The organism is Paenibacillus darwinianus (assembly GCF_000598065.1).
GTDB lineage: Bacteria > Bacillota > Bacilli > Paenibacillales > Paenibacillaceae > Paenibacillus_I > Paenibacillus_I darwinianus.
Genome location: NZ_KK082115.1, coordinates 65,699 through 90,744, shown reverse-complemented (window position 1 = coordinate 90,744; position 25,046 = coordinate 65,699). Strand labels below are relative to the sequence as shown.

Genomic DNA, 25,046 nt, shown 5'->3' with positions numbered 1-25,046 from the left:
CCTTCGCCGCCGCCATTCACCCGGTACGGTCACCTATTCGGCGAAGTTTCGTTTATATTCGTCATCATAGGTGGCTGCGACGCTATCAAGCGATTTTTTCACTTCGGCTCCCATCATGATGTCCGTCAATGCCTCGGCAAACTTTTGCGTCAGTACCGGATAAGCCGGGGTTACCGGTCTTGCGCGGGAAACGGTCGTTACTTGCTCCTTAATGACGCGAAGCGGCAATTCATCGTATTCCGGCAAGCTTTCATAAGCCGATTTGCGGTTAGCAGGCATGCTGATCGACTTCGCCAGCACAACGGAGCTGTCTTTGTTGGTCAGCCATTTCACGGCCTCCGCCGCTTCCTTCGGATGCTTGCTGTTCGCCGAGACCCCTACCGCCCAGCTGCCCGAAGGCGCGGTTTGCGTGCCGCCCGCTTTCTTCGGGAAGTAAGTGATGCCCCATTCAAGGTCCGGATAATTTTTAAACCCCGGAATGTTCCACGGACCGCCAAGCTTGGTCGCCGCTTTACCTTCCTCAAATTCCGTCGGCTTCGGGTCGATATTGAACAGCTTCTCGTTAGCCAGCTTCTGCAGGAAAGACGCCGCCTCGATGCCTTGCCCGCTGTTGACCCAGCCCTCGGCTTCGGTCCCCTCCGGATTGACGATATCCGTGCCGTTCGAAATCCAGAACTGCTCGAACGCATAGGTCATCCACTCGCCTTTATCGTTAATCATGTTCGTTCCGAAAACGCCGTCTTTTGCCGTCTGCTTCATGACGTCGTACCACTGATCCCAGGTCCAGGCATTCTCAATTTTGTCGGGAGGCGTAATCCCGTATTTATCCATGATTTTTTTGTTGTAGAACAGCACCACCGACGACTCGATCAGCCCCGGTGCATAAAACTTGCCCTGGTAGCTGCCCTGTTGGACGATCGACGGCACAAAGTCGTTCATATCCTCTTCCGTGAAATACTCATCCAACGGGATGATGATTTCTGATGCGGCATAGTTGGCCACGTTCGGCCCGTCAAGCGCAACCACGTCGGGCAGCGTGTTGGAAGCGACGGCCGCGTTAATTTTATCCTCATAGGCGAAGGAATTGCCCCTCGTAATAACCTCCATATTCAGCTTGATTTTACCCTCATAAGCTTTGTTGAATGCCTCCACCCGTTGTACATAGGCATTGTCCTCTTCCTCGCCCGCTTGCGGCCGCCAGTAGGCAAGCTCCACCAGCTCGCTGCCTGTTTCGGCGGCGCCGTTCCCTTCCGGCCCGTCATTATTCGTTTGTCCTCCCGTGCCGCATCCGGCCAGCAGCGATACGGCCAATAAAGCGGCGATGATCCCCTTTTTCATAAAACGGTTCCTCGCTTTCAATGATTTTGTTTACGCTTTCATCATAAAAGAAACCGCACGCGCCATCCTACTCTAAAAATCGTAAATAAGTGGACTTTTACACTGAAAACAATTTCAAGGGGAGCTTGTATGACAAAACGATAGGCAAGAAGGGTTGGGCAACCCTCTTGCCTATTCGGGTCGGATGAGCGGCAGCACGATAGTAACGGCGGTTCCCTTATTTCTCTGCGATGCGATTTGCACACCGTACTGACGGCCGTATTGCATTTTAATCCGCTGGTTCACGTTTGTAATTCCGATCGATTTCCCGAACCCGCCGTGATCGTCGCCCGTTTCAAGCACGCGCCGGATCGTTTCCTCCGGCATGCCTTTCCCGTTATCCGTAATGAAAAAAATTCTTAGCCCGTTCTCCATCCGTCCGGCAACGTTGATTTCTCCGCCCGTCTCCATTTCCTCAAGTCCGTGAATCAAAGCATTCTCTATAAAAGGCTGCAGAAAAAACTTCGGTACGGTATATTGGTACAGGTCAGGGTCGATGTCATAGGTAACCGTGAATTTCCCCTCGAACCGGTGGTTCATGATGAACACGTAATTTTTCAAGTAGTTTACGTCCTCGCCGAAATGGACCAGACCAGGGTCCTGCGCCGTATATTCCAGCATCTCGGATAACTCCACGAGCATATTGCTGATCAAGGCTTGTTTGTTCTCGATCGCCAAATAATTAATAATGTTCAGCGTGTTATACAGAAAGTGGGGATTGAATTGAAAATTTAGCGCCTTCAGCTCCGCTTCCATTTCTTTCAGATGGGTCTCATAGTTCTCTTCGATCAAGGTTTGAATTTTATCGTTCATCTGATTGAATTTATGAATGATGACGTTGACTTCCGGCATGCCGGACGATTCGATTCTGGTGTTGAAGTTCCCTTCCCCGATCCGGTTGATTCCGCGCAAAAGCTTTTTTAACGGCCAAGTAATTCTTCCCGAAATAAAAGAAGCGAGCACGATCGACAAGACGATGATGATGACCATGGAATACATCGTATAAGCAAACATGTTCGGGACGGTCTTCAGCAGATTGTCGTATGGGATGTAAACAGCCGATAGCCATCCTGTTACATCCATCCGATCGAAGTTTACGACCATTTTTTGACCGTTGATGTTGATATATTCGGTGCCGCTTCCCTTGGACATCGCGTAACGGATCCAGTCCAGGCTTGCAGCAGGCGAGTCGTCCGCCGCAGCGGAGCTTGAGACCACCGCACCGTCTTCTGTAAATACCTGGTAATAAGAACCTTGAACCGACAGGCTTTCCTTGAAAGCCTGTTTGATCATCGATTCTTGAAAATTAACGATCAGAATCGGGCGTTCGATGTTCTTATCCATCTGCCGAAGTAAATTATTCCGGATCGTTGAAACATTGATCAGTCGGGTAGCGGTAAATACATATTGATATTTGTCCGGCGACAAGGGAGCGGCGGAAAAAAACTGCTCCAGCAAATCATAGGTGGGAATCCATGACGTATTCTCAACCGATTGTTGACCGGTCTTATAAATATTCGACATGGCATAATCCGTTTTCGGAATCCAGAAGTTTGGATTTTGACCGAACGTAAAGTCCTTTGTAACCAAATTGACCGAGAACATATCCTCCGACGCGGGAAAATATTTTTGCAGAATTCGCGTAATTTTGCGGTCATTCTCGTTGCTTAATTATTTGTCTTTCAGATCGGTTGCGTTGACAAACTGAAACAGCTCCTCATCCAAATGCATGTTGATGGCGCTTTGCTCAACCCGCGCCAATTTCGCTTCGAGAGACTGGTTGCTCATCTTCACCAGACCCAATGAGGTTTGGCTGGCGTTCGACAAAATCACCTCGGAGCTTTTCCTGATGTAGCCGATGCCCATGACGGTAATCGAAAGGATGATCAGCGCGATAAACGACAACGTCAGCCGCGTTCTTAGACTGACGGCTGACAATGAGGTCAGAAACCGCCGTTTCATCGATCAGGAACGAGCGTGCTCTGCAGCCCTTTGGACCAGCTCGTCTTCGGGGCGCACGCCGGTATAGAGCACGAATTGCTCCAATGCCTGAAGCGCGATGACTTCCGCCCCGGTGATCACCTTTTTTTCTTTCGTCCTGGCATAACGGATCAGAGGCGTTTCCGAGGGAATCGCCCCCACGTCGAATACGGTCTCCACCTTGTCGATCACCTCGGGTGCGAATGCGAGTTCCTCGGATTCGGGGCCTCCCGCCATGCCGATCGGCGTCACATTGATGATCAGCTCCGGCTCGATGCCGCTTACCTCGCTTTTCCACTCGTAGTCGCAGGCTTGCGCCAGCTCGCGTCCCGCCGTCTCGTTACGGGCGATGATGTACCCGGTGCGGAACCCGGCATCTCGCACTGCGCTTGCGACGGCCTTGGCCATGCCCCCGCTGCCGCGCAAGGCGAATACGGAGTCGCGCGATACCTGATACGTGTCGAGCAGCTGAGCGATCGCGATGTAATCGGTGTTGTATGCACGAAGCCGTCCGTCGGTATTGACGATCGTATTGACGGATTGAATGACAGACGCCGATTCGTCCATTTCATCCATGAATGGAATGCAAGCCTCCTTGAAGGGCATCGACACGGCACAGCCGCGAATCCCGAGCGCGCGCACCCCGCCGATTGCGGCCTGCAAATCGTTCGTGGTAAACGCTTTGTAGACAATATTGAGATTCAGCTCATTGTATAAATAATTGTGAAAACGGGTTCCGAAATTGCCCGGTCTTCCCGCCAATGACATGCACAGCAGCGTATCTTTATTGATTTCTCTCGGCATACATCCACCCCGCGTGATTTGATTATCCCCATCATTCTAGCACGCGCTGGAATAAAAGCCTATCGCTGACCGGCAGTGGCATCCGGGCAAAAATAGCAGGAGTTTTTCCTGTTCGCTATTGCGGGAGGCTTGCACCAACTGCGAGCGTGATAAGAACGGGGGCTCCTATCCGAGCCGCTGCCGCGTCAATCGGTTTGCGGCTTCGGAGGAAGATATGCCAAGCGAGTCGGCGCAGCGGTAGATGCTGTTCAACGTATTCCGGATGTTCATTACCCGCCTTCGCGCATATTCGCCGCTTCGGTGGGCGATTTCTGCGGCCGTGACGATAATGCCGCCCGCATTGATCACATAATCGGGAGCGTACAAAATCCCGTTCCGGTGCAGCATGTCGCCGTGATGCTGCTCCGCCAGCTGGTTATTGGCAGCGCCGGCCACAATCCGACATCTCAGCTGCGGAATGGTGCGCTCGTTGATAATGCCGCCCAACGCGCAGGGACAGAATGCATCGCAATCCTGCCGGTAGATGTCGTCCGTCTCGACGGCGATCGCGTTAAACTGCTTGACGGCCTTTTCAACAAGGCCGGTATGAAGATCGGTGACGAGCAGGCACGCTCCCTTCCGATGCAAATAACGGCATACGAAATAACCGACCTTCCCCAATCCTTGTACGGCAATCGTCCGGCCCCGCAGCTCATCCGATCCGAACGCCTCTTCAAGCGAGGCCTGTATACCGAGACAAACGCCGTAAGCGGTCATCCTTGCCGTGAAATCCCCGGCCGCCCCCAGCGAGCCCGCGGTATCCGTCACATAATCGGTTTCCGCTTTGATCCAGTCCATTTCCCTGACGGTCGTCCCCAGATCCATGCCGGTAATATAAAGGCCGCCGAGCCGATTTATGATTCGGCCAAGGGCGCGAAAGGCCGCTTCATTCCCGCTCTGGCCGGGCTGTCTGATGACAACTGCCTTCCCGCCCCCATATGGAAGTCCGGAGATGGCGCATTTATAGGTCATTCCCTTGGCCAACCGCAACGCGTCGGACACGGCCTCTTCTTCCGAACCGTAATGCCAAAACCGGCAGCCACCCATGGCGGGTCCCAACGTCGTATCGTGGATCGCGATGACCGCCTTTAATCCGCTGGGACGGTCTTGAATGAACAGCAGCTGTTCGAATCCATCCGTCACGATCGATTTCCACAAATCCATGCCTAGCCCTCCTCTGGATGTTCCGGCAATCCCATGAGACCGGCGGAAATCGGGTTCATTTATCTTATTCGGCGGCACTGGCCAAAGATGACCGGAATAAGCGGCCGATTCACGACAGAACGGCAGTCTCGCTTCCCCAAAAAGAAAAACCTCCGAAACCGCTTTCCAGCGTGGTTTTGGAGGTTTTATCATTTGACTTCAATTGTGCTCTTATGGAACAGCCCACTGGCGGGCCCGGCGTTTCGTTTCAGATCAAACCATTGGGATAGACGACGATTTTCAGACACTCGCTCTTCTGGTTAAGCGCCCGCTCCATCGCTTCCTGGGTCTGTTCGAGCGCAAACTTGTCGGTCACGAGCCGGCTGGCATCGACGATGCCGGAGGCCAGGAACTCGATACCCTTCGGATACGTATTGGCATACCGGAAAATACCGTATATATCGACTTCGTTATCGGCGATTAGCGGCACGTTCAGCGGGGTTTCATCCTGCGCCGGCAGCCCGACGACGGCGAGCTTTCCGCCCCGCCGCAGCGAGCCGAGCGCGGACTGCAGCGCCTTCGGGCTGCCCGCCGTTTCCCAGGCGGCGTCGACTCCGCGACCGTTCGTGAATGTCCTGATTGCCTCGTTCGGGTCCTGTTCGCGCACGTTAATGATGTGGGTGGCGCCCATCTGCCTGGCCGCCTCGAGCCGCAGCGGTTCGAGATCGGTTGCGATAATGGTGGAGGCGCCGTACGCTTTGGCGGCGGCGACGGCCATCAAGCCGACAGGCCCCATCCCCATGATCGCTACCGTCGAGCCGGGTTGCAGCTTCGTCCGCACCGCGGCATGGATGCCGACCGAGAACGGCTCAACAAGCGCAGCCTCCTCGTAGGACAGGCTGTCCGGAATCGGAAACACGAAATCCTCGCGGATTTTGATATATTGCACGAACGCGCCGTCAAACGGCGGGGTGGCGAGAAATTCGACGTCCGGACAAAGATTGTACCGGCCTTCCTTGCATGCGGCGCAGCGCCCGCAGGTAACGCCGGGCTCCACCGCCACCCGGTCGCCAACAGCGAAACGCCTGACATCGGCGCCGACCGCCGCAACGTCTCCCGCGCACTCGTGCCCGAGAATGAATGGCTTGTCGACCACATATTTGCCGATTCTGCCATGCGAATAATAATGCAGATCGGAGCCGCAAATCCCGACCGCTATGACCTTAATCAATACCTCGTCGGGGCCGATTTGCGGAACAGGCAGCTCCTCGATCCGAATTTCACGGGTGCTGTGCATGATGGCGGCTTTCATCGTTTGAGTCGGCTGGTTCGTAGACATAGTTTTTCAATTCCCTTCTTTTTATGAGATTGGCGATCGATCTTGTCTATCATGGAAACGGCCTAAGCATTCACTGTCCAGTTTTTAAAAAGCTCCCTGTTTCTCAAATAAATCTGTTTGAACAGTCCGTGGTAATGGTCGTACAGCTCTTGATTGCGCGGATCAGGCTCGTAATACCGTTCGTCGAGCGCAACAACCTGCCCGCATCCTTCGCGTACGGACCGATATTCGCCGACTCCGGTTCCTGCCACGATGGCCGCGCCGACGCATGCTTCCTCCTGCACCTTGGTCGTATAAACCGGCTTGCCGAAAATATCCGCCTGGCATTGCAGCCATAAGCGGTGCTTTGCGCCGCCGCCCGAGGCGATCACTTGCCCTGCCCGGATACCCTGCTCCTCCATCAGTTCCAGCGAGTCCCGAAGGGCGTAGACGACGCCCTCCAGAACCGCTTTCACCAAATGCTCCGTCCGGTGTCTCAAGGTCATGCCGAGGAAGCCGGCTCTGGCATCGGCATCCATATGAGGCGTCCGTTCGCCGATCAAATACGGCAGAAAAAGCACGCCCTCGCTTCCCGCCTCCACCTGGGCGCACATCTCCATTAAGCCGTTAAAATCCGCCGCCTGCAGCACATTATCCTTCAGCCATTTCAACGCAAGGCCGCTGTTGAGGTTGGAGCCCTGAATCGCCCATGAGCCCGGGTGAATATGGCAGAACGAATTCATCCTCCACTGCGGATCGTAAACCGGATCGGCCACCATTGCGGCGACCTGGCCCCCTGTACCGATATTCGAAATGATCCGGCCGGGTTCAACGACCCCGTTGCCGACCGCCTGCATGCATTGGTCGGCGCCGCCGTAAACGACGGATGTCCCGGTGCGCAGCCCGGTTTCCCATGCCGCATCCGCCGTTATTTCGCCCGCGATCTCGAACGGCTCCCGGCATTCGGGGAACAAAGCGGCCGCGATGCCCAGCGCTTCGATCAGCGGATACAACCATTGCCTGCCGCGTGTGTTGAAAGCAAGCGAGCTTGAAGCGTCCGTAGCCTCGCAAGCGATGCGTCCTGTCAGTTTGTAGCGGATGTAATCCTTCGGCAGAACGATGCTGCGAATCGCCGCGTAATGCTCCGGTTCATTCTCTTTGATCCACAGCAGGGACGAAAGCGCAAAACCCGTCGACGCCTTGTTCATCGTTTCCCCGGTCAGGTTCATCCGCTCCAGCATATCGTTGATGCGGGCAACCTGCTTTTTGGATCTTTGATCCGACCAGATGATAGCGGGCCTGACCGGCGTTCCTTGCGCATCCAGCGTCACAAGTCCGTGCATTTGGCCGGACAAGCCTAAACCGGTTACACGATTCGGATTGGCGCCCGTTTCGGCGAACAGCTTGCGGATCGTATCGGCAGTGGCGGTCCACCACCTTTCTGGCGACTGTTCCGCCCAATCCTTACGGGGAACGTCGATATCATAATGCTGCTGCGCGATGCCGTACGTCTTGCCGTGCACATCCATCAGCAGCGCTTTTACGCTTGAGGTCCCCAGGTCAATCCCCATCAATAAGCTCAACTCGGATGCTCCCCCTGCCCATTTAACCGCTTACATTACTGTTCTTCCTCAATTGTATCGAGAGATTTGCGCAATAGAAATGCATTATCTTTAAGTTTTTTAAGCTTTCTTTTTACACTCTTTTAACAGGCTCGCGGCGGCGGTTCAGTTGGCGGCAGCGCTGTCCTCGTAAAGCCTGGGGAGCACAATCGTCATTTTGGTGCCTTCACCGATGCTGCTGCTGATGGTTAAGCCGTATTGCTCGCCAAAATACAGCTTGATCCGTTCCTCGACGTTTTTAAGGCCGATTCCGGTATGCATTTTTTTCGTAACGCCCGCTCCGCTCCGCCATTCATTCTCGTCCATTCCCAAACCGTTGTCGACGACGCTGATCTCCAGATGCTCGCCGTCGCGGATATACGCCTCTATTCGGATGACGCCGCCTTCTTCCCTGGACTCCATCCCGTGATAGATCGCATTCTCCACCAGCGGCTGCAGGATCAGATTCAAGGCACGGCAGTCCCTGGCCTCATCCTCGATGTCGAACTCCACCTCAAAAATATCGCCGTACCGGTATTTCTGGATCGTTATATAATTTTTGATCATGCTGATTTCTTCCGACAGGGTCACCATGCGGCCCTTGTGCGAAATGCTGTATTTCAGCAGCTGGATCAGCGATGTCGTCATATGGCCGATATTTTCAACGTTTTGAATGACCGCAAGCCATCTGATCGAATCCAGCGTATTGTACAGAAAGTGGGGATTGATCTGCGATTGCAGCAGCTCGAACTCCATCTCGCTTTTCTTTTGCTCCTCCTCGATCGTTCTTTTCAGCAACGTATCCAGCTTGACGACCATTTTGTTGAAGGAGTTGCTTAATTGGCCCAATTCATCGCTGCGGATAATATCGATTCTGGTTTCCATGTTGCCCTTCTCGAATTGCTTAATCTTTCTGTTCAGCTCGATAATCGGTTTGGTAAAGTAGATCGACAGGCGGTAGGATGCCACGGACGAGATGATCAGAGAGAGCAGCAGCGCGAGCAGCCCGATTTGTCCCAACTGGTTCATCGACTCGTTGATTTTGGCCGTATCGATCATGCGCACGATTCTCCAATTACTGTAGCTGATGGAATCGGAGACGATAATGCTTTCCTTGCCGAAAATCTTCCCGTTGATCTGCGTCTGCTCCAGGTTCAACAGCTGCGGATACTGCTCGGTGATGCCGCTTAAATTGGCGGTGTACGGGTAGCTGAGGATGGTCTCGTCCTGCGCCGTGACGATCAGCACCTTCTCATCGGCGCCGCCCGTCGTCGTCGCGACGATCTCCTCCAGATACGACCGGTTGATATCGATCACCAGAAATCCGATCCGATAGCCCGATTGCGGCTGAAAAATGGGGACGACGAACGAGATAACGTTGCCGCTCACGCACAAAAAATAATAGGTGTCCCCTGCATCCTTATAGCAGCCCTTCAGCTTCTCGTCGATCTCCGCATTGCGCTCCGCAATGCGCCCCTCGACCTCTCCGGTGATCGTGCTGTAATATTTGCCCTCCGCTCGGTTACCGATGATTTCGATTTTGCGGATATATTCGTGGATCGAAACGAGATTGCTCAGGAGCGAATGTACAATCGTCCGCGAGTTCTGCGCCTCCTCCTCGCTGCTGTAAAACTCGCCGCTCAGTTCTTTGATCACGGTGCTGTTTTTGCTTATGGAATTGACCGTGTTATTCATAAAGCTGAGTATGAGCTCAACGCTTTGCTTCGTGCCGTTGGAATAACGGACCGCGCTGTCGATCTCCTTCTCTCTCATCGTTTGAAAAAAATAAACATAAACAATGATGCTGATCGAAATCAGCAGGAGCACAACCAGGGAAGAGATAAAGAGAAAGATTCGTTTCTGTATCAAGCTAACACCTGCTTTTGTAGGTTGATCGCTTATCTGTCATGGCCGAGCGATGCGGATGTCCTTTTGAACTCCTGACAGTTCATGCCCGTCGTTTCCTTGAACACCTTGCTGAAATAATACGGATTGTCGAAGCCGATCTGCTTGGCGATCTCATAGGCCTTGTAATTGGAATGGAGCAGCAGCTCCTTCGCTTTCTCGATGCGGATGTTGTTCAGGTAATTGGTGAAATTCACGCCGATTTCCTGCTTGAACAGCAGGCTCAAATAGCTTTTGTTAATTTGCAGATAATCGGCCAGCTGAGACAGCGATATATTGTCGCTATAGTTTTTTTTCAGGTAATGAATGCTCTTCGTAATATGGACGGAATGAATGTTGCGCTCGTTATGCAGGCAATTTTTTTTGTATACGTCGATGACATATTGCCGGACATCCTCAAAGCCAGAAAAATCGCCGAAAGATTGCTGGTTCAGAATAAGGTTGTTCGCGGCGAACAGCTCCGCATTATCCTTGATCAAACGTTGGAATATGTTCTGCACGGCGGCTACACTCTGCAGGTTGTAGAGGATGTCGAACACATCCAGCAGAAACTTCTCGACACGGCCGGTGTCCTTCAATTTGACCAATTTATTCAGCTGCTCCATGTCGAGGCGCGGGAGCGCGCCGTTGTCCTGCTCCATGACCCGTTCCTCGGAGCAGACCATGATATCATTGGAGAAAAAGCTCTGTTCCCGTGCCGTTTTGGACTGCTCATACAGCATGCGCAGCTCCTCGAGACCGCCGCCGGCTGAGCTGATTCCGATAAACAGGTTCCGGTTCAGAAACTGCTTCGTATTATTTTTGACGGTGTGCATCATCTTTTTGATTCTTTCGTTTATCCCGCCGGCTTCGGAGGTGTTCACAATAAATAGGACTTCATTTTTTCGCAGGAGGGAAAAAACCTGGAAATCCTTGCCCTTCAGCGTTTCCAGCGCCAACTTCTCAATGGTTTCTTCTCTCGTCAGATCACGTGAATCCGCTTCCGTTCCGCTGAATTGCAGAAGCATGGAGATCACCGTAAAATAGCTGCCTTGTAAATCTTTTTTCAAGGTATTAAGAACGTCTTCCTTTTCCTGTTCGGAAAGATTATCCTTAACCATCAGGTGATACAGCTGCGTGCTATAGTCTTTCCTGCCGGCCGCGGCGGCCGGGAATTCACTGCCGCCGGCAGGCCCGGTAACACTTTCAAGCGCCGCCAAAATCTTTTCCGGCGAAATTTCATGCTTCAGGATGTATTCATTGACCCCTAGCTGAATGCCCTTTTGCGCATATTTGAAATCGTCGTAGTTGGATAGAATGATGACTTTTAACGATGGGCTCTTCCCTTTTAGAATACGGATCAGCTCCAGCCCGTCCATGAACGGCATCGAGATGTCGGTCAACAGAATATCAGGCTGCGTCTCGTTAAACATGTCAATCGCTTCGGCGCCGTTTTTGGCGTCGCCCAGCAAGGTGAACCCTTTTTCTTCCCAGGGGATAATCGATTTCAGCCCCATTCGAACGAGAAATTCATCGTCGACGATTAACACTTTCATCGTTAAAGTTACCTCCAATGGTGCCGAGAAATGAAATATTATATATAATAAACCTAGTGCGTTATAATGAAATGATTCGTGGAAGCGATTTCTCTTTTTTGGGAGGTTTGTGTTTGGTGCTCGGCTCAGGTTTCCTCAGATTCTCGGTTTTCGCCAGTTTATGTTTACTCGTTTTTATTGCGGGATGCCAGCCGCGGCCGCAGCCGGAGCCTGAATACAATTGGCGAGCCTTCGAAGGCCAACGGATCAACGTCATGCTCAATCAGCACCCGTATTCGGCGGCAATCGTGCAGAAACTTCGGGATTTCGAGAGTTTGACCGGTATCCAAGTAAATTATATCATAACGCCGGAAGACTATTATATCGACAAATTGGATCTGGCGCTCAACGATCGCCGGGGCACTCCGGATGTGTTTATGACCGGAACGTATTATATTTGGGAGCATGCCTCGAAGCGGCTGATGCAGAGTCTGGACGAGATGCTGGCCGATCCCGCCCTGCTCATACCCGGTTATGACTTCCGGGATTTCCAGCCGAAGGTCTTCGATTCGATGAAATGGAATCTGACGCCCGGCGATCCGGTCGGAACCGGCTATCAATGGGCAGTCCCGATCGGCTTCGAGCTTAACTCCCTCGCCTACAACAAACGGATTTTCGAGCAGTATGCGCTAAAGCCGCCTTCAACGCTGTCCGAGCTGATGAACGGGTGCGAAGCGCTCAGCGGCAGCGGCATCGACGGGCTGTCGCTGCGGATCTCCGATAAATGGACGAGCCTATCGACTTCTTTCATTACGACTTATATAAACTTCGGCGCCAAAGACCTAGTGTCGGAGAACGGCAAGCTGCGCTCAGCCGTCAACTCGGACGAGGCTGTCCGGGCCACCGAGCTATGGGTAGACCTCGTCCACAAATGCACCTCCGCAAGCTCCTGGCAGCAGAATCCATGGAACGAGGCGGGCGCCGCCCTGGGCTCCGGCAAAGTCGCCATGCTTTTCGATGCGGACATTAACTCGTATATCCAGAATGTCGAAGGCTACTCCAAGGAAGCGGGGAATATCGCCTGGACCCCGGCTCCGCTGTCCGATCTGAACCAACCGGTCACATCGAATCTTTGGGCCTGGGGGCTCGGCATGAACAATGCGTCCAACAACAAGAAGGCCTCCTGGCTGTTCATGCAATACTTCAGCTCGAAACCATTTATTCAATGGGCCGCGATGAATGCCAACGTCGTTCATCCGGCGCGCAAATCGGTATTGCAGGACAAGGACTATCTGAAGCTGATCGGCCGGGCGGACGGTTTTGCGCAAACGCTGGATTCGCATTTGAAGAACGCCGCAGTCTTGTTCACCCCTCAGCCTGCCTTTTTCGATACGGCGAACGAATGGGCCAGAACGTTAAGAAAAATCGTCAACGGAGAGTATTCGAGCGCCCGGGAGGGCTTGGATGAATTAAAACCGAAAATCGATACCATGCTGGACCAATCGGGATAAACGGGGCAGCCGGCGCACCGCCTCGGGGTACGGCCGTCAAATGCCAGAACGGTCAGTCAGGCTGCCTGCCTAAACTGACCGTTCTGCATGTTTTCGTCCTGCCCGAGAAAGTCCGGTCAGATTTTGATTTGTATTTTCAGGTGATTCGGATCCCGGGGAGAATTGAAGAAGTCGATCGTTTCCTCGAGCGTAATCTGCTTCGAAACGAGGTGATTGACTTCGATTCTGCCGTCCTTCAGCCAATGGTAAGCCGGAATAAACGTATTGTTGATGGCCATGGAGCCGATGATCGTCCAGTCCTTGTTATACAGCTTGAAAGGACTCAATTGCACCTTGGCGTTCTCCGACGTCACACCGAACTGCAGAAACTTCGCCGTCGGTCCCATGTAGTCGAACGCCTGCTCGATGACGGCCGGAATGCCTGTGACATCGACCACGATGTCGAAGCCGTACGGGTATTTCTCCTTGGACAGCTCCTCGCCCAGATCCCGGCTCAGAACCCCTTTCGTCGCGCCATACTTGCAAGCTATGTCCAGCTTCTGCTGCGATACGTCGACAACGACCAGCTCCGAGGCGCCCGATCTGGCGATTGCCTGCACGAGCTGCTGCCCCATGGCGCCCGCCCCGAACAATATAACCCGGTCCCCCGCCTTCACCTGCAGCCGGTTCATGCCATGCACGACGCAAGCGAGCGGCTCAATGAACGCGGCCTGCGAGAAGGACATTCCTTCAGGCATTTTGACCACATTTTTGACCGGAACAGCGACATACTCGGCCATCGTGCCGGAGGTCGTATTGCCGAGCGCTCCCCAATTCTCGCATTGATTGCCGCGGTTCGTCAGACAGAATTGGCAAGAGCCGCAGAATAAGGACGGATCCGCGCTGACCGGATCCCCGATCCGCCAGCCTGTAACGCCTTCGCCAAGCTCCGCAATTGTGCCGGAAAACTCATGTCCCGGAATGATCGGATACTCGGAAATAAAGTCGCCTTCAAAAATATGAACATCCGTGCCGCAAATGCCGACGCTGTTCACCTTGATGGTCACTTCATTCGGTCCTGGCTTCGGGTAAGGCATCTGTTTCACGACCGCTTTACGCGGCTCCTCAATCACGAGCGCTTTCATGGTTCTGTCCGTCATTTCATATTCCTCCCTATTTTTAATATAAAATCAACCTTTTACAGCGCCCATCGTCATTCCGCGCACCAGCTGCTTTTGCGTAAACCATCCCAGGAGCAAAGCCGGTACGACCGCAATCGAAGCGACCGAAGACATTTTAGCCCAGAAAAGCCCCTGCTGCGTCATGAAGGACGCCATATGGACAGGCATCGTCGCCGCGCTGGTGGCGGTCAAGCTCACGGCCAGGAAAAATTCGTTCCAGGCAAAGATGAGCGACAGCAATGCGGTGGAAATGAGGCCGGGTCTGACGAGCGGCAGCGTAATTTGAAAAAAGGTCCGGATATCGGATGCGCCGTCCACCCTTGACGCTTCCAACAGCTCGTGCGGCACTTCTTTGAAGAAAGAGCGCATCATCCATACTACAAGGGGCACATTCATCGCTGTGTAGAGCAGGATCAGGGCCCAAAGGCTATCCAGCAGCTGCAGCTCTTTGAACAGCATGTAGATCGGGATAATAATGCCTGCCGCCGGCAGAAATTTGGTAGAAATGAACCAGAACAGAATGTCCTCCGCTTTTTTCAGCTTGAACATCGCCAGAACATAAGCGGCCGGTACCCCCAGCAGCAGGGCGAACAGGGTGGAGGTCAGCGTCACGACTGCGGAATTGCTGAAAAACGAGACGACGCCGCTGTCCCAAATGAGCTGATAGTTCTCTTTCGTCGGGTTGAAGAACAGGGAAGGCGGCATTTGCACCGCATCGCCCTCTTTTTTGAAGCCGGTGATCAGCATCCAGAACACGGGATAGAAATAAAGGACGGCCACCACATAAGTAAACAAGGTCACCAAGACAGCTGATAATTTTTTCATGACAGTTCTCCTTGAAACGTTTTCCGCAAAAATTTGAACAGCACTGTCATTAACGCAATGGTGATGATGACAATGATGACACCGACAGCGGACGCGCCGCCGACATCCCAGCCCTGGAAACCGACCCGATAAACGAAGTAGGGTAGGTTGGTGGATGCAAAGCCCGGTCCTCCGGCTGTCGTCACGTAAATCTCGCCGAAGGTCTGCATAATGAAGATCAGGCCCAGCAAAACCGCAACTTCAACATATTTCAGAAGATGCGGGAAAATGACGTTGTAAAACCGCTGCAGGGCGTTTGCCCCGTCCAGATGAGCGGCTTCCATAACGTCGTCCGGTACGGATTGCAGCCCCGCAAGCAAAATCAGCATGAAGAACGGAATCCACTGCCAGGCGATCATAAACATGATGGTCGTCAGCGGATAACTCGCCAACCAATCGATCAGCGGAAATCGAAATACGGAAGCAAAATAAGCCGTAAATCCGAAGCTCGGATTTAGAAGCATTGTTTTCCACACGATACCGGCAACGGCAGGCATAATAAAGAATGGGGAAACCAGCATCGTCCTGACGATGCCCTTGCCGAAAAAATCCCGGTTCATCAGAAAGGAAAAGAAAAGTCCCATAACCAGACAGATGACAAGCGTCCCGCCCGTCAATACAAACGTGTTCCACAAAACCTCGTAAAACGCCGCATCGAGCAAAATCTTCGAATAATTGCGGATTCCCGCAAAAGTGATTCCCTTATCGGGTCTCATCAGATTCCAGTCTTGGAAGCTGTAATAAATCGTGATCAGGAACGGAATTTGCGTGATCAAAGCTACAAAAATGATACTTGGCCACAGCAGCCGTCTGACCGGCGGCGCGAACGACTTGTTCACCATCACGCCAGGCTCCATATTCACCTTCTGGATTTCGGTTAATTCTTGCATCATGATCAACCCTACTTTTGTTTTGTAGTGCGGGAGGGGAAGTCCCCCTTCCCCTCCCGCTATGCCTTATTTTTTATAACCGCCCTCTACAGCCACTCGCTCGGCTTTCGCCTGTGCGTCCTTCATCGCTTGCTCTACGGTTTTGTTGCCCGCGATCGCAGCGGCTATATCCTGGCTGACTTCAGTTCCCAATTGCTGGAACTCCGGAATGGCAACATACTGGATGCCGACATACGGTACCGGCTTAAGAGTTGGCTTCTTGAAATCCGCGTTGCTCATCGCTTCCAAAGTAATGTCCGCGAACGGAGCGGCTTTCTTGTAGTTCTCGTTCTCGTAAGTCGATTTGCGGGTGCCTGCAGGCGCCACTACCCATCCTTCAGACTCGCCCACCAGCTTGATGTACTCCTTGCTCGTCGCCCAAGTAACGAATTTGAACGCGGCTTCCTTGTTCTTGCTCGCCGCTTCGATTCCCAGCGCCCACGACCACAGCCAACCGTTTTTGTCCTTCGCTTGGCTCGGCGCCAGCGCATAGCCGACTTTGCCGGAAATGGTGGAGCTGTTCGGATCTTCAAGGAAACCGGCCGCCGTCGTCGCATCGTACCACATAGCCGCTTTGCCTTGTTGCATCAGGGTCAACGCCTCGGTAAAGCCTGTCGTCGTCGCTCCCGGTTGGCCTGCCGCTGCCAGCAGATCCACGTAGAACTTGATCGCGGAAACCGTCTCCGGACTATCCAGCTGCGCGTTCCAGTTCTCGTCATACCAGCGGCCGCCAAACGCGTTGACGATCGTGTTGAGCGGTGCCAGCATCTCGCCCCAGCCGGGAAGTCCGCGAATGATGATGCCAGGCTCGTTGTTAGCGGCCTTCGCTTTTTTCGCTGCTTCCGCTACCTGATCCCAAGTCGGGTTTTTCGGCATCTCAACGCCGGCCTTCGCCAGCTTCTCCTTGTTGTAGAACAACAGACTGCTCTCCGCGTTGAACGGAATGGCGTACAGTTTATTCTCGTAGGACAGAGCGTCGCGGATAACCGGGAAAATATCTTCCAGATCATAGGCTTGCTTTTCCTCGTCCGTCATGTTGCCCAAAAATTGGTCGAGATTTTCGATCCAGCCGTTTTTCGCCCAGATCGGCGTGTCGTACGTTCCGATCGTTACGATGTCGAATTTGCCGGCTCCGGAGGAGACGTCCATCGTCACTTGCTTTCGGAGATCGTTCTCCGGAAGTACCACGTAATTGATGCGGATGCCCGTTTCTTTCTCGAATTCCGGAGTCAGCTTTTGCATGATCTTCATATCCGGATTGTTGACGGTTGCAACGGTCAGCGAGACGCCTTCCATCTTCTTGTCGCCGCCACTGTTGGCGCTTTCATTTGCCGCAGCGCCGCTTCCCCCATTGCTCGATTGCTGAGTGTTGCCCGCATCTTTGTTGCCTGAAGAACCGCAGCCTGCAATGACCAAAGCCATAATCAGCAGTACTGCGCTTAAAACTTTGAATCTTTTGACCATATCAATTCCCCCATCAAGTTTTTAAGGCGTTACCCTCACCTAGAATGATAAAACAAGATGAAATCGCTTTAAATGAACGGTGTTTGACTTTGATACACGATTTTTTTATATAATGTAAGCGTTTTATATATATTTTCCCCTTCGGTGCATGCCTGCAAGCGGACTTGCGCACCCAAAAATATTTTACCAACTAAAGTAAACACCCCTTGATGTCATCCGGCAGCCTTTGTCGCCCGATGCCCATCAAGGGGTATTGCGGCTTGGCAATCAAGCTACTATCACCTGTATGCCGCGCTCACGAAGCTTGTCCACCTCATCCTGCGGCGCCTTGCCGTCCGTAATGAGCGTCTGGATCCGCTCGGTAGACACGATCCGATAGAAGGCGGCCTTGCCGAATTTGCTGTGGTCGACCAGTGCGACGACATGCTTGGCGTTGTCGATCAGCCGGCGAACCACCCTCGCTTCCTCCATGCTGGGCGTGGTCAAGCCTTCGTCCGCACTGAAGCCGTTCGCGCCGAAAAAGACGTATTCCGTATACACCCCGTCCAGCGATTTCTCGGCGGTCTCGCCGATCAACGCGAACGTATTGGGACGTATCTGCCCGCCTGTCAGGAATAGCTCGATTCCGCCATAGCCCATCAGTTCCGTTGCGACGTTGAGGGCGTTCGTTACGGCCGTGAGCGAGCTTCGGTCCTTGAGCAGGGCGGCTAATCGGCTGACCGTCGTGCCCGTGGACAGCGCCACAACCATCCCGTCACGAACGAGCTTTGCCGCTTCGGCGGCAATCGCCGACTTCTCTCTGGTCAGCCGGTCCTCTTTCTCAATAAAAGAAGGCTCGACGAACAGATTCTCGTTCAGCACCGCCCCGCCGTGGCTTCTGACAAGCCATTTGTCCCGCTCGAGCTTCTCCAGATCCTTCCTTACCGTCACTTCCGAAACCGACAGTTCGGTGCTGAGGAACGAGACGTCGACGCTTTTATGGGTTTTGAGATAGTCGATAATATATTGATGCCTCTCCAGGCTGCGCATTTTCCGCTGATTCTGCTGCTCATTCATTCGGGGCATTCCTTTCGACGATCCGGGCTGACGTTGCGCTCGGCTCCGAATCGTTTCGTTTCATTTGGATGTTCCCAGTATAGGGAATTTGACATCGGGAAGCAATCAGCCGGGAAGCAGCATGAGCTTGCCTTTGACGGCGCCTGGCGTGCGGTATAAATCAAATGCCTCGTTAATCTCGTCCAGCGGGAACGTCCGGAAAATCAGCTCTTTGAAATTTAATTTCCCCTGCTTCAGAAAATGCAGCGTCAATTCCCACTCACGGCCGGGAAAAGGTGCGCTGTAGGACATCCACGAGCCGGTTAAGGTGAACTCCTTGCGGTTCATCAGCTCGAATTGTTTATGCGAGAAGGTGATGTCTCCGGCCGGCGTTCCGATGAAGCATATCTTCGCCTTGCTCGCGGCCAGCTCGAAGCTTTGACGCATTGTGACATCCGAGCCGGCGGTTTCCAGCACGACCGGAAACCCTTTGCCGTCCGTCATGCGTTTCACCTGCTCCTCTACATCCGGATGCTTCGCGTTGATCGTATGGTCGGCGCCCAGCCTGCTCGCGGATGCCAGCCGATCGTCGTCGATATCGAACACGGTCACCTCGCGGGCTCCCAATAGTTTGGCCCATTGCAGGGCCAGCAGTCCGATGTTGCCGCCGCCGAGCACTGCCACATTCTCTCCGCCTTCAAACCGAATGTGCTGCAGCGCATGGAGCGCCACGGCTGACGGCTCGACGAACGCGGCTTCTTCAAAGCGAATCGAATCGTCGAAGCGGATCGCGTTGATTTCGGGAATCGCCACATATTCCGCCCAGCTGCCGTCTACCCGGGAGCCGATGAACGAGTAGTACTTGCACTGCGCGTAATTTCCGCTCAGGCAGTCCTGGCATTTAAAGCAAGGCTTGAGCGGCACTCCCGCCACGCGGTCGCCCACCTTCACCTTGGAAACGCCGAAGCCGATCCGCTCCACCACCCCCGCAAACTCATGCCCCAATACGATCGGGTAGTGATGGGCGGCGTCCCCAAGCACCCTGGGAAGGTCGGAGCCGCAAATACCCGTCGCCTTGACCTTGACCAGTATTTCATGCGGCTCCAAGGCCGGAACCGCCTTCTCTTCAACCCGGATATCGTTCCGTGCGTACAATACGGCCGCTTTCATGCCGCTCACCACCCCATCCTGGGAAATAGATCCTTCAGCCGATTGTAGGCTTCCAGATAAATGTCAAAGGCCTGATTGTAAATCCGTGTGTGACCGGGAAGCGGCGCCTGCTCGCGCTGGATGCGGACCGTTCTAGCAACCGCGTCTTCGGCGTCCCGGTAAATGCCGGTGCCGATACCGGCCAGAATGGCCGCCCCGAGCGCCGCAGCGGAATCGGAGGAAGGGATTTTGAACGCTTTTCCGGTCACATCGGCTTTGATCTGCGTCCAGAGCGCGCTATTGGCGGCCCCGCCGACGCTGTGCAGCGTGTGTACGGGAACCCCGCTGTCCTCGGCGGTCGCCAGATTGTGCCGCAGCGCCATCGCGCAGCCTTCCATGATCGCGCGGATCATGTGCCCCTTCGTCTTTTCAAAGCTTAAGCCGAGGAACACGCCCTTGGCATTCGGGTCCCAGATCGGCGAGCGCTCGCCTGCCATGTACGGCAGAAAAAGCAACCCCTCGCTGCCCGGCTTGACCCGGGAGGCCGCCTCGTTGGCCAATGCGAAGAAGTCGTCCCCCGCTTCTCCCGCGAACTCTCTTTTCAGCCAATTCAGGCTCCCGCCGCCGACTGTGCCGCCCTGCAGAATCCATCTGTCCGGCACGACATGGCAGCTCAAAATGAGCTTCTCATTTTTGACCGGACGGTCCATCACGATGCTCATGCCCCCGGCCTGACCGCCCTGCTCCTGCACCTCGCCGACATGGATCGCCCCCGCGCCGAGCGTGGCGCACGCGGCGTCGAGTCCGCCCGCAACGACCGTCGTTCCGGCTGTCAGTCCGGTCTCCGTCGCAACCGCCATCGTGATCCCGCCGACGATATCGCTGCACCGATAGACGGGCGGAAGCAACTCTGGGGCGACGCCGATCCGCTCGGACAGCGCCTCATCCCATGCGGCAGTTTCGATGTCAAACGCATGAAAACCGTTTCCCTGCGAGACGTCCTGCGAATATTCGCCGGTTAATCGATAGACGATGTAGCTGTTGCATTGCAGCACTTTTGCCGTACGGGTATACAGGTCAGGCTCATTTTCCTTGATCCACAGCATTTTCCCCGTCACGTAGGAGGGAGACATCGGGTTTCCCGACACGGCAAACAGCTGCTCCGCGCCGATCCGCTCGGTAATCGATTCGCATTGCCTCACCGTCCGCCGATCGAGCCAAATCATCGCATTGCGCAGCGCCCTGCCTTGTCCGTCCATCGGCACGGCTGCCCCGCTCATCCCGTCGACGCCGACTCCCTTGATTTGCTTAGGGTCGACGCCGGTGCGGTGCAGCATATGCCGCAGCCCGTTACATACGGCCCGCCACCAATCCTCCGGATTCTGTTCGGCGTAGCCAGGCTGAGGATAGTGCGTTTGGTATGGGGTCGTACCCTGGAACAGGATTTCGCCGTCAGGCGTGAACAACGCGACCTTGCAGCCGGACGTTCCGATATCGATTCCGGCCAAATATTGATTCGTCATGACACAGCGCCACCTCTCCCCTGTACCGGACCGCTTAAGCTTTGCCCGTACAGCCGCACAACTGCATTTTTTCGAGTGCCATCCGTTTGACCACTTTCTTCGCCGCCGCCATGTACGACCGCGGGTCCAGCTCGGCCGGGTTTGCCGTGAACGACTCCTGCAAGGACAGTGAGAAGGCGTTCTTCAGCTCCGTCGCGACATTCATCTTGGCCATGCCGAGCGACACGCACCGCCTGACCTGCCCCTCCGGAATGCCCGAGCCGCCGTGCAGCACGAGCGGCACGGCGACTTTGCCCGCAATCTCCTCGATTCGCGCGAAATCAATGTTCGGCTCCCCTTTATAAATGCCGTGCGCGGTGCCGATCGCCGGGGCCAGCGTCGGAACGCCGGTCAATTCGACGAAGCGGCGGCATTCCTCCGGATCGGCCAGCGTCTCCATTCCGTCTTCCACGCGGATGTCGTCTTCCACGCCGCCGACCTTGCCGAGCTCCGCCTCCACGTTGACGTTCAGCGCCCGTGCGACCTCGACGACCTTGCGGGTCATCTCCACATTGCGCTCGAACGGATGCATCGACTGGTCGATCATAACCGATGTGTAGCCTGCACGCATACATTGTAAAATCAGATCGAAATCCTGGCAATGATCGAGATGCAGTGCGATCGGCACACTGGCCTGCTTGGCCGCCGCCTGCGCCGCGCCGACGATATAGTCGATTCCCAGGTGCTTGACGGTTCCGACCGTCGTCTGCAAAATAAGCGGGGAACGGCTCTCCGCCGCCGCATCGACGACTGCCTGCAGCATTTCGAGCGTATGCACGTTGAAAGCAACGATCCCGTAACCCTGCTTCCGCGCTTCTACCAATAAAGGAGTGGATGATACCAATGACATGGTCTATGCCTGCCTTTCCAAATTTGATTGATCCATGAAAGCCAGGATCGCCGGCAAATCGCGAATGCCCTCCATCGGGCCCTGCTTTGTGGTCGATAGCGCGGCTGCCGCATTGGCGAAGCGCAGCGTCTCCTCCCATGACCAGCCCTGCAAATAACCGTATACGACACCGGCGCAGAAGCAATCTCCCGCCCCCGTCGGATCGACGCAGTCGACCGTGTAGCCGGGAGCGGCGGCGGATGACGCGCCGTCGAGATACACCATGCATCCCTGTTCGCCCATCTTCCTGACGACTGTGCCGATTCCGCTCTTATACAGTTCAGCCGCCGCTTCATCGGCGCTCGTACAGCCGGTCAGCCATGCCAGTTCTTCCCCGCTCGGCAGCAGAATGTCCGTCTGCTCCAGCACGGGCTTATACCACGCCATCCAGGTCCGGTCTTCCGCAAGCTCGGGCCGCAAATTCGGATCGAACGTGACGATGCCGCCGCGGCTTTTCACATAGCGGACCGCTTCGTAGCAAATCTCGCGAATCGCGTCGTTGATCGTCAGGCTGGTGCCGCTGATATGCAGCACGTTCGTGCCGGCCAGATAGCCGGCACCGGCGGGGCGCGGAATATCGACGGCGGCGGAATCCTTCATATGAAAAAGAAACTCGCGCGAGCCGTCATCGTAATAAGTGACGAACGCCATGCCGGTCGTTCTCGAGCCGCTGCGATGCACGTGCGCGCAATCCACCCCGTCCTTCTCGAGCCTATCGATGAGACAGCGGCCGAAAGCATCCTGCCCTACGGCGCCGACGATGCCGGCCTTCAACCCCCACCGCGCCGCCGCGTCGATGAAAATCGCCGGCGCCCCGCTCGGATAAGGACCGGCAAACAAGGCCGGCTCCGACAGCGGGCTGTTTTTGTCCGTCCGCATGATTTCGACCAGCAGCTCACCGATCGTGAATACCCGATGCATCCGATCACCCCTCAAGGCAGCCTGACGACGCCCTTAATGACGTCATCGTCGCGTTTTCCTTCCAGCAAAGCCTCTACCTCTTGCAAAGTCATCTCCTGGATCATCGAATCGAGCTCGAACGCTCCCGATTCGATCAGCCGAATCGCCCGGACCTGCGTATCCGGATAAGTGAACGAGCCGGCAGAATGTCGATACCCCCGGGTTGCGGAGGATGAGGGAAACGGATTTGTCTTTGCTCACTTTTTTTGCCCCCTGTTTAGATTACTTGGTTATTTGTGTTATTTGGTTATTTGCTTCTTGCCAAAGGGGTAACCGTCACTTCCCTGGCCCATTCATGCACGTCGGCGGGATTGACATGCCCGGCGATCGGATACATCGCATTCGAGGCGGCGGCCGCGGTTCCCAGCACGACGGACCGAAGCAGCTCCGCTGCATCCGGCTGCCGGCCGAGCTCGTCCAGATAACAGGCAATGCCCGCCACCAAGGCGTCGCCGCAGCCGACCGTGTTCACCGCGGCAATCTTCGGCGGGCGGACCGCCCAGGCCGAATCGGCCGTGACGACGACCGATCCGTCCTTGTCCAGCGAGACGACTATCATGGACACGCCCTTATCGGCGATGATCTGTCGCGCCGCTCCGATGGCGCCGGCCGGCGTATCCACTCCCCCTCCCGTCAACTGCGCAAGCTCCTCCCGGTTCGGCTTGCATATAAAGGGACCGCTTTCGAGCCCTTGGGCCAAGCTTTCCCCGCTGGAATCCAGGATGGTCAGCGCACCCGCCGTCTTGGCGATTCGAATCAGGTCGGCATAGGCTTGAATGGGTACCCCTCGCGGCAGGCTGCCGGAAAAGCAAACGATCCTGCTCATTGCAGCCAGCGTTTGCGTTAACGCTTTCATCCCATCCCATTCAACTGCTTCGATCTCAGGTCCCGGCTCCAGAATCTCGGTTTGCGTGCCCCCGACCCGGTCGATGATGTTCAGCGCTTCCCGCGTTTGGCCGGCCACCCATACCGGCTTGCTCCCCACTCCCTTGACGGTCAATTGCTGATGCACGAAGCGCCCGCTGTCACCGCCGAGAAAACCCGACGCCGTCACGTCGGAGCCCAGCAAACGGGCGACCTTGGCGACATTATTGCCTTTGCCTCCGGGCTCGGCCGCGATTCCGCTCACCCGGTTCACCTTATCTACCCGAAAATCATCGATATAATGGACCTTGTCAATTGCGGCATTTAACGTGAAGGTTGTGATCAAAGCTCTCCCTCCGCACTGTGGTTGGATGGATTTCGATTTTACAGATTGATGGTTGTTGAAACTCTAAGAATGCTGTTTTCCGTTCCGTAAGTTACGTTTTATTTCGTTATTATCATATGGCAGCTTAAATCGACTGTCAATAGTTTCGTTTAACTTTAAATAATTTTGATTAATTTCGTTTAATGAACGAATGGCGACTCAGCGGACTGTTCTCCGATCGGCCTGCGAAGTGCAGAACATACACCTTATTTCCGAGTTTCGCATGCATTCGGCAGCCTGAAGAGCAAAACATGCACCTCGAATAACACAAATGGCTGAAATGGCTCCCTCCACCCCATTTCAAGTACATGCTTTGCACCTTGCACGGTATGATAGCCGCAACCTGACCGTCAAAGTTAGAAAACGCTGCTTATTGCCTCTCACCAACCCCCTTTCGTCGCCATAACACGCAAAACGCTGCTTATTGCCTCTCACCAACCCCCTTTCGCCGCCATAACACGCAAAACGCTGCTTATTGCCTCTCACCAACCCTCTTTCGCCGCCATAACACGCAAAACGCTGCTTATTGCCTCTCGCCAACCCTCTTTCGCCGCCATAACACGCAAAACGCCTCGTACCTAGCTTGGATTGAA

At 54.6% G+C, this 25,046-nt stretch carries 20 protein-coding genes; 1 reads left to right on the top strand and 19 read right to left on the bottom strand.

Going from position 1 to position 25,046, the window contains the following annotated elements; all coding sequences use genetic code 11:
* Nucleotides 1-33: 33 nt before the first annotated feature.
* From BG52_RS00390 to BG52_RS00350, 9 genes are all read right to left on the bottom strand, one after another.
* Nucleotides 34-1,338 carry an ABC transporter substrate-binding protein gene (locus BG52_RS00390; protein ID WP_036585591.1) on the bottom strand — a complete coding sequence of 435 codons (1,305 nt, stop codon included), beginning with the start codon at nt 1,336-1,338 and terminating at the stop codon, nt 34-36.
* A 171-nt stretch (nt 1,339-1,509) separates the two neighbouring features.
* The gene (locus BG52_RS00385; RefSeq protein WP_036585589.1) at nt 1,510-2,982 is read right to left on the bottom strand and encodes a sensor histidine kinase; all 1,473 of its coding nucleotides are present in this window, start codon (nt 2,980-2,982) and stop codon (nt 1,510-1,512) included.
* 66 nt (nt 2,983-3,048) lie between these two features.
* Nucleotides 3,049-3,315, bottom strand: coding sequence for a hypothetical protein (locus BG52_RS00380; RefSeq protein ID WP_036585586.1), 267 nt, complete (start codon nt 3,313-3,315; stop codon nt 3,049-3,051).
* Nucleotides 3,316-3,342: 27 nt separating this feature from the next.
* Nucleotides 3,343-4,161, bottom strand: a complete 819-nt coding sequence (locus tag BG52_RS00375; RefSeq protein ID WP_036585583.1) for a shikimate 5-dehydrogenase — start codon at nt 4,159-4,161, stop codon at nt 3,343-3,345.
* Between the two features lie 165 nt (nt 4,162-4,326).
* On the bottom strand, nt 4,327-5,364 hold the full coding sequence (locus tag BG52_RS00370) for a Leu/Phe/Val dehydrogenase (protein WP_036585581.1): 1,038 nt from the start codon (nt 5,362-5,364) through the stop codon (nt 4,327-4,329).
* 247 nt (nt 5,365-5,611) lie between these two features.
* Nucleotides 5,612-6,682, bottom strand: a complete 1,071-nt coding sequence (locus BG52_RS00365) for an NAD(P)-dependent alcohol dehydrogenase (protein WP_036585578.1) — start codon at nt 6,680-6,682, stop codon at nt 5,612-5,614.
* 62 nt (nt 6,683-6,744) lie between these two features.
* Nucleotides 6,745-8,244 (bottom strand): xylulokinase, encoded by a 1,500-nt coding sequence (xylB, locus tag BG52_RS00360; protein WP_036585576.1) that lies wholly within the window; start codon nt 8,242-8,244, stop codon nt 6,745-6,747.
* A gap of 144 nt (nt 8,245-8,388) precedes the next feature.
* Nucleotides 8,389-10,131, bottom strand: coding sequence for a sensor histidine kinase (locus tag BG52_RS14675; RefSeq protein WP_051587701.1), 1,743 nt, complete (start codon nt 10,129-10,131; stop codon nt 8,389-8,391).
* Nucleotides 10,132-10,160: 29 nt separating this feature from the next.
* Entirely contained in the window at nt 10,161-11,702 is a 1,542-nt protein-coding gene (locus BG52_RS00350) for a response regulator transcription factor (RefSeq protein ID WP_036585573.1), read from the bottom strand.
* Nucleotides 11,703-11,956: 254 nt separating this feature from the next.
* On the opposite strand from BG52_RS00350, the gene BG52_RS00345 reads away from it, so the two are divergent.
* Entirely contained in the window at nt 11,957-13,192 is a 1,236-nt protein-coding gene (locus tag BG52_RS00345; RefSeq protein WP_190287424.1) for an ABC transporter substrate-binding protein, read from the top strand.
* A gap of 116 nt (nt 13,193-13,308) precedes the next feature.
* On the opposite strand, the gene BG52_RS00340 is transcribed toward BG52_RS00345, so the two are convergent.
* From BG52_RS00340 to BG52_RS00295, 10 genes are all read right to left on the bottom strand, one after another.
* Nucleotides 13,309-14,331 carry a zinc-dependent alcohol dehydrogenase family protein gene (locus BG52_RS00340; protein WP_036585571.1) on the bottom strand — a complete coding sequence of 341 codons (1,023 nt, stop codon included), beginning with the start codon at nt 14,329-14,331 and terminating at the stop codon, nt 13,309-13,311.
* A 30-nt stretch (nt 14,332-14,361) separates the two neighbouring features.
* Nucleotides 14,362-15,177 (bottom strand): carbohydrate ABC transporter permease, encoded by an 816-nt coding sequence (locus tag BG52_RS00335; RefSeq protein WP_036585569.1) that lies wholly within the window; start codon nt 15,175-15,177, stop codon nt 14,362-14,364.
* Nucleotides 15,174-16,109, bottom strand: coding sequence for a carbohydrate ABC transporter permease (locus BG52_RS00330; protein WP_144340683.1), 936 nt, complete (start codon nt 16,107-16,109; stop codon nt 15,174-15,176). The genes BG52_RS00335 and BG52_RS00330 overlap by 4 nt, the downstream gene beginning before the upstream one ends.
* A gap of 63 nt (nt 16,110-16,172) precedes the next feature.
* The gene (locus tag BG52_RS00325) at nt 16,173-17,609 is read right to left on the bottom strand and encodes an ABC transporter substrate-binding protein (protein WP_223298879.1); all 1,437 of its coding nucleotides are present in this window, start codon (nt 17,607-17,609) and stop codon (nt 16,173-16,175) included.
* A gap of 267 nt (nt 17,610-17,876) precedes the next feature.
* Entirely contained in the window at nt 17,877-18,665 is a 789-nt protein-coding gene (locus BG52_RS00320; protein ID WP_190287423.1) for a DeoR/GlpR family DNA-binding transcription regulator, read from the bottom strand.
* A gap of 105 nt (nt 18,666-18,770) precedes the next feature.
* Nucleotides 18,771-19,814: a galactitol-1-phosphate 5-dehydrogenase gene (locus BG52_RS00315; RefSeq protein WP_036585761.1), complete on the bottom strand. Its 1,044-nt coding sequence runs from the start codon at nt 19,812-19,814 to the stop codon at nt 18,771-18,773.
* Between the two features lie 5 nt (nt 19,815-19,819).
* The gene (gene xylB, locus BG52_RS00310) at nt 19,820-21,316 is read right to left on the bottom strand and encodes a xylulokinase (protein ID WP_036585565.1); all 1,497 of its coding nucleotides are present in this window, start codon (nt 21,314-21,316) and stop codon (nt 19,820-19,822) included.
* Nucleotides 21,317-21,350: 34 nt separating this feature from the next.
* Nucleotides 21,351-22,205 (bottom strand): class II fructose-bisphosphate aldolase, encoded by an 855-nt coding sequence (locus BG52_RS00305; RefSeq protein WP_036585562.1) that lies wholly within the window; start codon nt 22,203-22,205, stop codon nt 21,351-21,353.
* 3 nt (nt 22,206-22,208) lie between these two features.
* The gene (locus BG52_RS00300) at nt 22,209-23,165 is read right to left on the bottom strand and encodes a sugar kinase (protein WP_036666533.1); all 957 of its coding nucleotides are present in this window, start codon (nt 23,163-23,165) and stop codon (nt 22,209-22,211) included.
* Nucleotides 23,166-23,451: 286 nt separating this feature from the next.
* On the bottom strand, nt 23,452-24,414 hold the full coding sequence (locus BG52_RS00295; protein ID WP_036586013.1) for a 1-phosphofructokinase family hexose kinase: 963 nt from the start codon (nt 24,412-24,414) through the stop codon (nt 23,452-23,454).
* Nucleotides 24,415-25,046 lie beyond the last annotated feature (632 nt).